At 37.3% G+C, this 8,589-nt stretch carries 9 protein-coding genes and 1 rRNA gene; 3 read left to right on the top strand and 7 right to left on the bottom strand.

Going from position 1 to position 8,589, the window contains the following annotated elements:
* Positions 1-250, bottom strand: a 16S ribosomal RNA gene (locus BM211_RS25335); the annotation flags it as partial.
* Positions 251-575: 325 nt separating this feature from the next.
* Here BM211_RS25335 and BM211_RS25330 point away from each other — a divergent pair.
* Complete coding sequence (locus BM211_RS25330) at positions 576-932, top strand: YgzB family protein (protein ID WP_035433505.1); 357 nt, start codon at positions 576-578, stop codon at positions 930-932.
* Positions 933-1,003: 71 nt separating this feature from the next.
* On the opposite strand, the gene perR is transcribed toward BM211_RS25330, so the two are convergent.
* The 3 genes from perR to BM211_RS25315 form a co-directional block, all read right to left on the bottom strand.
* Entirely contained in the window at positions 1,004-1,429 is a 426-nt protein-coding gene (gene perR, locus BM211_RS25325; protein WP_177206999.1) for a peroxide-responsive transcriptional repressor PerR, read from the bottom strand.
* A 456-nt stretch (positions 1,430-1,885) separates the two neighbouring features.
* Positions 1,886-2,350 (bottom strand): thioredoxin-dependent thiol peroxidase, encoded by a 465-nt coding sequence (bcp, locus tag BM211_RS25320; RefSeq protein ID WP_091000145.1) that lies wholly within the window; start codon positions 2,348-2,350, stop codon positions 1,886-1,888.
* A gap of 46 nt (positions 2,351-2,396) precedes the next feature.
* Positions 2,397-2,801: a potassium channel family protein gene (locus BM211_RS25315; RefSeq protein WP_035433501.1), complete on the bottom strand. Its 405-nt coding sequence runs from the start codon at positions 2,799-2,801 to the stop codon at positions 2,397-2,399.
* Between the two features lie 223 nt (positions 2,802-3,024).
* Between BM211_RS25315 and BM211_RS25310 the strand changes: the two genes are divergently transcribed.
* Positions 3,025-3,690: an O-methyltransferase gene (locus BM211_RS25310; RefSeq protein WP_256217211.1), complete on the top strand. Its 666-nt coding sequence runs from the start codon at positions 3,025-3,027 to the stop codon at positions 3,688-3,690.
* A gap of 230 nt (positions 3,691-3,920) precedes the next feature.
* On the opposite strand, the gene BM211_RS25305 is transcribed toward BM211_RS25310, so the two are convergent.
* The 3 genes from BM211_RS25305 to BM211_RS25295 are packed head-to-tail and all read right to left on the bottom strand — an operon-like array spanning position 3,921 to position 6,511.
* Positions 3,921-4,706: an ABC transporter permease gene (locus tag BM211_RS25305; protein ID WP_035433499.1), complete on the bottom strand. Its 786-nt coding sequence runs from the start codon at positions 4,704-4,706 to the stop codon at positions 3,921-3,923.
* 7 nt (positions 4,707-4,713) lie between these two features.
* On the bottom strand, positions 4,714-5,505 hold the full coding sequence (locus tag BM211_RS25300) for an ABC transporter permease (RefSeq protein ID WP_091000141.1): 792 nt from the start codon (positions 5,503-5,505) through the stop codon (positions 4,714-4,716).
* Positions 5,498-6,511 (bottom strand): ABC transporter ATP-binding protein, encoded by a 1,014-nt coding sequence (locus BM211_RS25295; protein ID WP_035433497.1) that lies wholly within the window; start codon positions 6,509-6,511, stop codon positions 5,498-5,500. The genes BM211_RS25300 and BM211_RS25295 overlap by 8 nt, the downstream gene beginning before the upstream one ends.
* A 368-nt stretch (positions 6,512-6,879) precedes the next feature.
* On the opposite strand from BM211_RS25295, the gene hemL reads away from it, so the two are divergent.
* A complete protein-coding gene (gene hemL, locus BM211_RS25290) occupies positions 6,880-8,169 on the top strand; it encodes a glutamate-1-semialdehyde-2,1-aminomutase (protein WP_035433496.1) in 1,290 nt (429 codons plus the stop codon).
* Positions 8,170-8,589: the final 420 nt, after the last annotated feature.

The raw sequence follows: 8,589 nt of genomic DNA, 5'->3' as shown, positions 1-8,589 counted from the left end.
GCGCCGCAGGTCCATCTATAAGTGACAGCCGAAGCCGCCTTTCAATTTCGCACCATGCGGTGCAAAATGTTATCCGGTATTAGCCCCGGTTTCCCGGAGTTATCCCAGTCTTATAGGCAGGTTACCCACGTGTTACTCACCCGTCCGCCGCTAACTTCTTAAGAGCAAGCTCTTAATTGGTCCGCTCGACTTGCATGTATTAGGCACGCCGCCAGCGTTCATCCTGAGCCAGGATCAAACTCTCCAATAAAGTGTTTGTCTAGCATCATAAATAAAAATTGACGTTTCACGTTGTTTGTTTCGTTCAGTTTTCAAAGAACTTATCCGCCGCTCAATTGCGACTTCCTCATGTTAACATCTTTGTTTTTTGATGTCAACATTGTTTTTTACTTCTTTTTTTCATTTCGCTTTCTGCTTTCGTGCAGCAGCGACGTTTATTAATATAGCATGCTCATTATGGATGGTCAACACTTTTTATAAAAAAATTCACATCCTAATTAAACATCAAAACACCGTTAATCATCCAAAAATTCAGAAATTTATGTTATATTATGAACTATAGGAAGGTGAAAGGAATGAGCATAAAATACTCAAATAAAATCAATAAGATTAGAACTTTTGCATTGAGTTTAGTATTTATTGGACTTTTCATTGCATACTTAGGAGTTTTTTTCCGAGAAAACATTCTTGTTATGACTATTTTTATGATGATCGGCTTTTTTGCTGTCATCGCTAGTACTGTTGTTTATTTTTGGATTGGTATGCTATCAACAAAAACCGTTCAAGTTATTTGTCCATCTTGTAGCAAACCAACAAAAATACTTGGACGAGTTGATGCTTGTATGCATTGTAACCAACCACTCACACTTGATCAAAGACTAGAAGGAAAAGAGTTCGATGAAAAATACAATCGAAAAGGTTATAAAATTTAGTGAAAAACTTCTATTTACTTTCTATTTAAAAAAGGAGCTGACTTAAAGCGTCAGCTCCTTAATCCTTGTTATTACTTATTACAGTCTTGGCAAACACCGTAAATTTCTAAACGGTGACTATTGATTACAAAACCCGTTGCTTTCGCAGCTTCGTTCTCAATCTCCTCTAGACCTGTATACGGAAAATCAACAATTTTACCGCATTTTTCGCAAATCACGTGGTAATGGTGACTTGTAACGTAATCAAACCTACTAGAGGCATCACCATAGGTAAGCTCTTTTACAAGCCCTACTTCCTTAAATACGCGCAAGTTATTATAAACTGTCGCAACACTCATATTTGGAAACTTACCTTCTAACGCTTTATAAATCTCATCCGCTGTAGGATGCATCATAGATTCCACAAGGTACTCTAAAATAGCATGACGCTGTGGAGTAATGCGTACACCCGTATTTTTCAACATTTCCAGCGCTTCTTTTAATTCTTCTTTGACCACCGTCATGCACCCCGATTCGATACGGATTATTATTTTATAATTCTTATAAAGAGTGTACTCCTTTTCTTTTCACCCGTCAACATTTCTACTATAACTATGTATTTTATTCTTTAACTTGTTCCAAATTTAATAAACAGTGTAAACATAGTTAATGTGGGTACCAATAGCAGCACCCCACTTCAAAGATATCCAAAAAGCAAAGAGAACAAGTCCCTTCGCCAAATTAAGTTTCATTTTATTTTTAGATGATCCTGCTTCTTTTTATACACTTCCACGAAAAAAGTGCGAGAAAAACTCGCACTTGAAAAATCTTTCATCTGAGGAGGTATGCCCTACACTGTTAACATATGAAAAATCCCCAAAAGTGTATAGTCATATGCCTTGTAATATTTTATTAATTATTTTATTCTGCGTAAATTTCTATTTACACATACTATCTCGTTTACTTTAAGGCCTCTATAGACTTTCTTTAACAAATTCCAACGCTTCTTCTACGTGCCCCTTAACTTTAACTTTTCGCCATTCCTTTACTAACTGTCCTTCTTTATCCACTATAAATGTCGATCTTTCAATTCCCATGTACTCTTTTCCGAAGTTTTTCTTAAGCTTCCATACATCATACAATTCTGCAACTGTATGATCTTCATCAGCTAACAGCAAAAATGGCAAATTATATTTTTCGATAAATTTCTCGTGTCGCTGCAAAGAGTCTATACTTATCCCTAAAATTACACACTCTAATTCTCCAAAAGCTACATGTTGATCACGAAAGTCACACGCCTCAGTCGTACAACCTGGTGTCATATCTTTCGGATAAAAATAAATAACAACGTGTTTCCCTCGAAAATCAGATAATTTAACTTGTTTTCCATTACTTGCTTCTAACGTGAAATCCGGTGCCATTTGTCCTACTATAACCATGTAAAATCACTCCTTCTCTTTTGCCTCCACTATATCAAATATCCTACTATTTTTCATTTTCCATAACTGTCCGCACAACAAATGCAAATGGCATCGTATATCCAATTAGTGCTTCTACAATTGCAATGAAGCGGCCAATTCCAATAGGCGTCACATCACCATATCCAACCGATAACAATGTAATTGCACTAAAATATAAACATATTTCCACAAGGGCAAATGAGTGATTCATTACTAATTCCCCATCTTCTTCTAATACAGAAAAGCCACTTTCTTCTAAAACAACATAACTAAGCGCAAATGCAATAAGTACCGTTGTATAAATAAGAAATAACGAGATTAGATTATACAAAGAAAAAAAACGGTTTGATTCTCCCGCCGAACTCCAGAGCAATTGTATACTTCGTAATACGGCAATCGCAGCAATTAATAAAATCAGCACCCACAACATGTCCTCCACCTCATTTTATTTGTATGAGGACAACGGGGGTTTTATCACATATGAGCGACTTTGAAAAAAGGGATTCCGCCTCCTACCTTTGCTATCGCTTAGAAGAAGGAGACCTTTTCCACTTTATGGTATGATAAAATAGCGAAAAATCAAAAAAATAAAATTTTATGATTTTATCCACATGAAGGGAAATGATTATCATTTTAAGGGGGAATATATAAGCATGTCAGAAAAATGGAATGACGTAGATCAGTATTTTAGTACTAAACTTCATACATCTGATCCTGTTATGGATTCGATATTGAAAACAAATTCAGAAGCAGACTTACCTACTATTGATGTGTCTCCAAATCAAGGTAAGTTACTTTATTTACTTGCAAAGCTTAAAGGAGCAAAAAACATTTTAGAAATCGGAACTCTTGGCGGCTATAGTAGCGTTTGGCTTGGACGTGCTTTGCCAGAAGATGGGCACCTCATTACGCTTGAATTTGATAGTAAGCATGCAAAAGTGGCTGAAGAAAATATAAAAAAGGCAGGATTAGAAAATAAAATTGAAGTAATTGTAGGGCCAGCACTAAAAACATTGCCTACTCTTCAAGAAAAAGGATTTTCTAACTTTGATTTCATCTTCATTGATGCTGATAAACCAAGCAACCCTCAATATTTGAAATGGGCATTAGAACTTTCTAGACCAGGAACAGTTATCATTGGGGATAATGTAGTTCGGAATGGACATGTTATTGATAGTGATAGTAAAGATTTGAATGTGCAGGGTGTCCGTCAATTTATTGATTTATTATCTGAAGAATCACGCATAGATTCAACTGCTATTCAAACTGTAGGTAGTAAAGGATATGATGGGTTTGTTTTTGGAATTGTAAAAGATTAAAAGAATCCTTCTAATATTGGCAGTGTAATGACAAAGGGAAGCCCATCAAAACTAGGCTTCCCTTTTTATCTATCCAAAATCAACAGTGTATTTTAACAGAGCCAAGAAAATAGATGTAGAAATAAAGTGAAACTTTAATCAGTGGGGGTTTTCTTCATCTCCCACCTAACTTCTTTGCTTTTGCTGAATGTTGAGGCGGGAGTATTACTGCCCACGAATAGCGGGACAAACTAATTCCCAGCACCGCGATATCGCTTCACTCCTAAATTCCAAACGAAAAACCCAATTGAAATACAAATAGCCCCAACAAGCGGTGTTACAAACGCATAAGAGTTCCATTCTGTTTTTCCTAAAAAGTACGATGCCGGATACACACCAACAAAAGCAAATGGCAATATAAACGTTAAAACAAAACGAATGACGCGATTATAAATATTCACAGGATAACGTCCGTAGTTTCCGATGTTATACATGAGCGGCATAATCGAACTTCTTGCATCCGACCAAAAGCCAATGCTTGCAAGCGTTACGAAAATCCCGCCATACACGAGCGCCCCGCCTATTACCATCAATATAAATAAAAAGAAATCATACCAGTGAAATGTTAATTGCAGCTGCAATGCAGCATATCCCATTACGCCAAAACCGGTTATTGCACCAAGAAGCGACTCCAATTCCATTCGTTCTAAGATGACTTGGAATAAACTATGAATAGGCCTAGTTAAAATGCGGTCCATTTCCCCTTTTACGATATAACGATCATTAAAATCCCATATATTAAAGAATGAAGAGAAAATCGCAAACGGAACTAGGAAAAAACCATAAATAAAGATTACCTCTTCCCTGTTCCATCCTTTTAATGCTTGTGTATGTCCAAATACAACAAGAATAAAAATTAAGTTTACTGCCTGCAACAATAAGTCGGATAGTAAACCAACAATAAAATCCCCGCGATATTCTAGCTTCGTTTTTATATATTGACTTGCATATTGTAAAAACAATTTAAAATATAACATTCTCTCATCATCCCCCTTGTACAATCAGCCGTTTTCTTGCTGTTTTCCACATCATCACAATTGGAATAATGAGCAGCACTGCCCATATAAATTGAAATAATAACGCTTTATAAATCGCTTCGCCTTGCATTCCTTCCGAGAAAATCATACTCGGAATATAACTAATCGCTTGAAACGGCAGAAACAACATTACTTTTTGTGCCCATAACGGAAAGAAGCTAATCGGGAGTAATAACCCTGAAAACAAATCAATCACAACGCGTTTTGCATACATAATTCCATTATTATTAAATAAGAAGAACGTTAACATTCCTGTCATTAAGTTAATTTGTGTATTAATGATAAAACTAAATAATAATGATAGGAAGAAGTACATCCACGTTTGAACATTCGTTGTAACTTGCAGTGAAAATAATAATGTAACGATGGCCATACCTGGTATGGAGAAGAAAGCAAATCTGAATATCCCTTCCCCTAATCCTTGCATGACTTTCATACCTAAATAGTTATAGGGACGAATTAATTCAACCGCAACCCGTCCTTCTTTAATTTCCATCGCAATCTCCCGGTCAATATTATTAAAATAAAATGCACGGGCCATCCAGGCAATTGCAATGTATGTTGTCATTTGTGTAACGGATAAACTTTCGATATTTTCTTTTCCGCTATAAATGGCTTGCCATAAAAAGTAATATGCTCCGATATTAATTGTATAAATGATAATACCGCTATAATAATTTGTTCGATACGCAAGCATCATTAAAAAGCGAACGCGAATCATTTCAATATACTTACCCATGAATCATGCCCTCTTCATAAATATTACGAATAATTTCTTCTGTAGAAACTTCATTAATTTTCAAGTCTTTAATTGCAAACGATTGGACAACTTTTGAGATCAGAGTTGAAATCATGATTTCTTCATTTGGGATCTTGGCAATCCATGTGTTTTGTTCTTTTCCTTGTGACCAAACAACATCATTATCAGGTATCAACATTGCAAGTTGCTGATAAGAAACAGAGGTTACAAATTGAAAATGAATTTCTTTTTCTGCTCCCCACTGCGTGCGAAGCTTATCTAAAGATCCGTCATACATTATTTTTCCTTCATCTAACATAACAACACGATCACAAAGCGCTTCAATATCTGTAATGTCATGCGTCGTTAATAAAATTGTTGTTTTATAGCGTTCATTCATCTCTTTTAGAAAGTCACGAATTTTTAATTTCACGAGAACATCAAGACCGATTGTCGGTTCATCTAAAAATAACAGCGGTGGATTATGAATTAAAGCCGCTGCTAACTCACAGCGCATCCGTTGTCCGAGTGATAACTTCCGAACGGGCTTATCCAATAACGGACCAATATCCAATGTTTCAATTACATGTTCCATATGTTCTTTATACTCTGCATCAGATACACCATACACTTTTTTTAATAAACGAAATGATTCTTGCACCGCAATATCCCACCAAAGCTGCGAACGTTGTCCAAACACAACACCAATCGTTTTCACAAATTCTTCCCTTTGTTTATGAGGATTCATGCCATTCACAGTAATTTCTCCAGCAGTCGGTGTCAAAATACCTGTTAGCATTTTAATAGTAGTGGATTTACCAGCACCATTTTCTCCAATATACCCAACCATCTCTCCTTGCTTTACCGTAAACGAAATATCATTTACTGCCGGGACAATTTTATAATTACGATTTAATAAATCGCGAAACGCTCCTTTTAATCCTGAGCGGCTTGAATACGATGTAAATTCTTTTCGTAAATCTTTTACCTCAATAACCGTTTCCATTCCGATTCTCCTTTCTGCCTTTCACTCTAGTAAACAGTATCTCTCCTTGTTATGTGCCCAACTATATATTTTTCAACATATAACCTAAAACACAACCCGCTCTCCATTCGCTTGCTCCCTTTGTTTGAAACATCGCATGTGGCAGAAAAAGGCCCTGACCGCTCCTACGCACGGCCAGTTGCTCTCGCCCCCCTAAAAGAAAGGTTTTCCCGTTGTTTTTTTACTTATATAATTATCAATACAATAGTAAAAGCTTCACTTTCGCACAACGAATAGTTTACCCAACCGCAGCAACTTGTACAAACAATACGCCTTTCCAAAAAACATGTTAAAATAATACATAGATTTTTGTAAGGAGATGAATTTTCATGAAGTTCACAAAGTCAGAAGAATTACATAAAGAAGCTTTAGAACATATCGTTGGTGGTGTAAACAGTCCTTCTCGCTCTTATAAAGCAGTTGGCGGCGGTTCACCAGTTGCAATGGAGCGCGGTCAAGGTGCTTACTTTTGGGACGTGGACGGCAACAAATATATCGATTATTTAGCAGCATACGGACCGATTATTACAGGTCATGCTCATCCACATGTAACAGAAGCGATTAAAGTCGCTGCCGAAAACGGTGTGTTATACGGAACACCAACAGCTTTAGAAGTAAAGTTTGCAAAAATGCTAAAAGAAGCTATGCCAGCGATGGATAAAGTACGTTTTGTAAACTCAGGAACAGAAGCTGTTATGACAACAATCCGTGTTGCTCGCGCTTATACAGGACGCACAAAAATTATGAAATTTGCGGGTTGCTACCATGGACATTCTGATTTAGTTCTTGTAGCGGCAGGCTCTGGTCCTTCTACACTTGGTACTCCTGATTCTGCTGGTGTACCGCAAAGTATTGCACAAGAAGTCATTACAGTTCCTTTTAATAATGTAGATACATTAAAAGAAGCTTTAGATAAATGGGGACATGAAGTTGCAGCGATTCTTGTAGAACCAATCGTTGGAAACTTCGGTATTGTGGAACCAAAACCAGGCTTCCTTGAAAAGGTAAATGAACTTGTTCATGCAGCCGGTGCATTAGTTATTTATGATGAAGTTATTACAGCTTTCCGCTTTATGTATGGCGGTGCTCAAGATTTACTTGGAGTAACACCAGACTTAACGGCTCTTGGCAAAATAATCGGCGGTGGGCTTCCAATCGGTGCTTACGGCGGGAAAAAAGAAATTATGGAGCAAGTTGCGCCGCTCGGTCCTGCGTATCAAGCAGGTACAATGGCCGGAAACCCAGCTTCTATGGCTGCTGGTATCGCGTGCTTAGAGGTACTTAAGCATGAAGGAGTATATGAAAAACTAGATGAACTTGGAGCAATGCTTGAAAAAGGTATTCTAGAACAAGCAGCGGCGCATAACATCGATATTACAGTAAATCGCCTAAAAGGTGCTTTAACAGTATACTTTACAACAAATACAATCGAAGACTACGATGCTGCACAAAATACAGACGGTGAAATGTTTGGTAAGTTCTTCAAACTCATGCTTCACGAAGGAGTTAACTTAGCACCATCTAAATATGAAGCATGGTTCTTAACTACAGAGCATACAAAGGAAGACATTGAATATACAATTGAAGCAGTTGGCAGAGCATTTGCTTCCTTAAAATAAAGTGAAACTTTAATCAGTGGGGGTTTTCTTCATCCCCCACTGATTATCAGCCCTCACCAATCGGGCGCATGCCAGAAGTTTATCTCCCGCCTAACTTCTTAAGAAAAGCGGAAGCGGCTCGCTCAGAATCGCAGGACGCCCACGCCCCTGACAAAGAGGCGCTTTTTGCCTCGTCCGAGGGGGCGAAACGGCCGGAGATTCTAGCCGCTAGAGCTGGACAATGCTTTTACTGAATTTTGAGGCGGGAGTATTACTGCCCACGAATAGCGGGATAAAATTATAAAAAAACAGAGGCAATCCTCTGTTTTTTTATTTTTACTATTTCATAAATTACACAACAATAGTATAATTATTCATAATTCTCTATCTTCAACCGATCATAAAGAGTTATCCTTCTACTCTTCAGCAGTGTTTCACTTT

Source organism: Bacillus sp. 491mf (assembly GCF_900112415.1).
In the GTDB taxonomy this organism is placed as follows: Bacteria; Bacillota; Bacilli; order Bacillales; family Bacillaceae_G; genus Bacillus_A.
The sequence above is the reverse complement of the archived record's forward strand: the minus strand, read 5'-3'. Positions and strand labels throughout refer to the sequence as shown.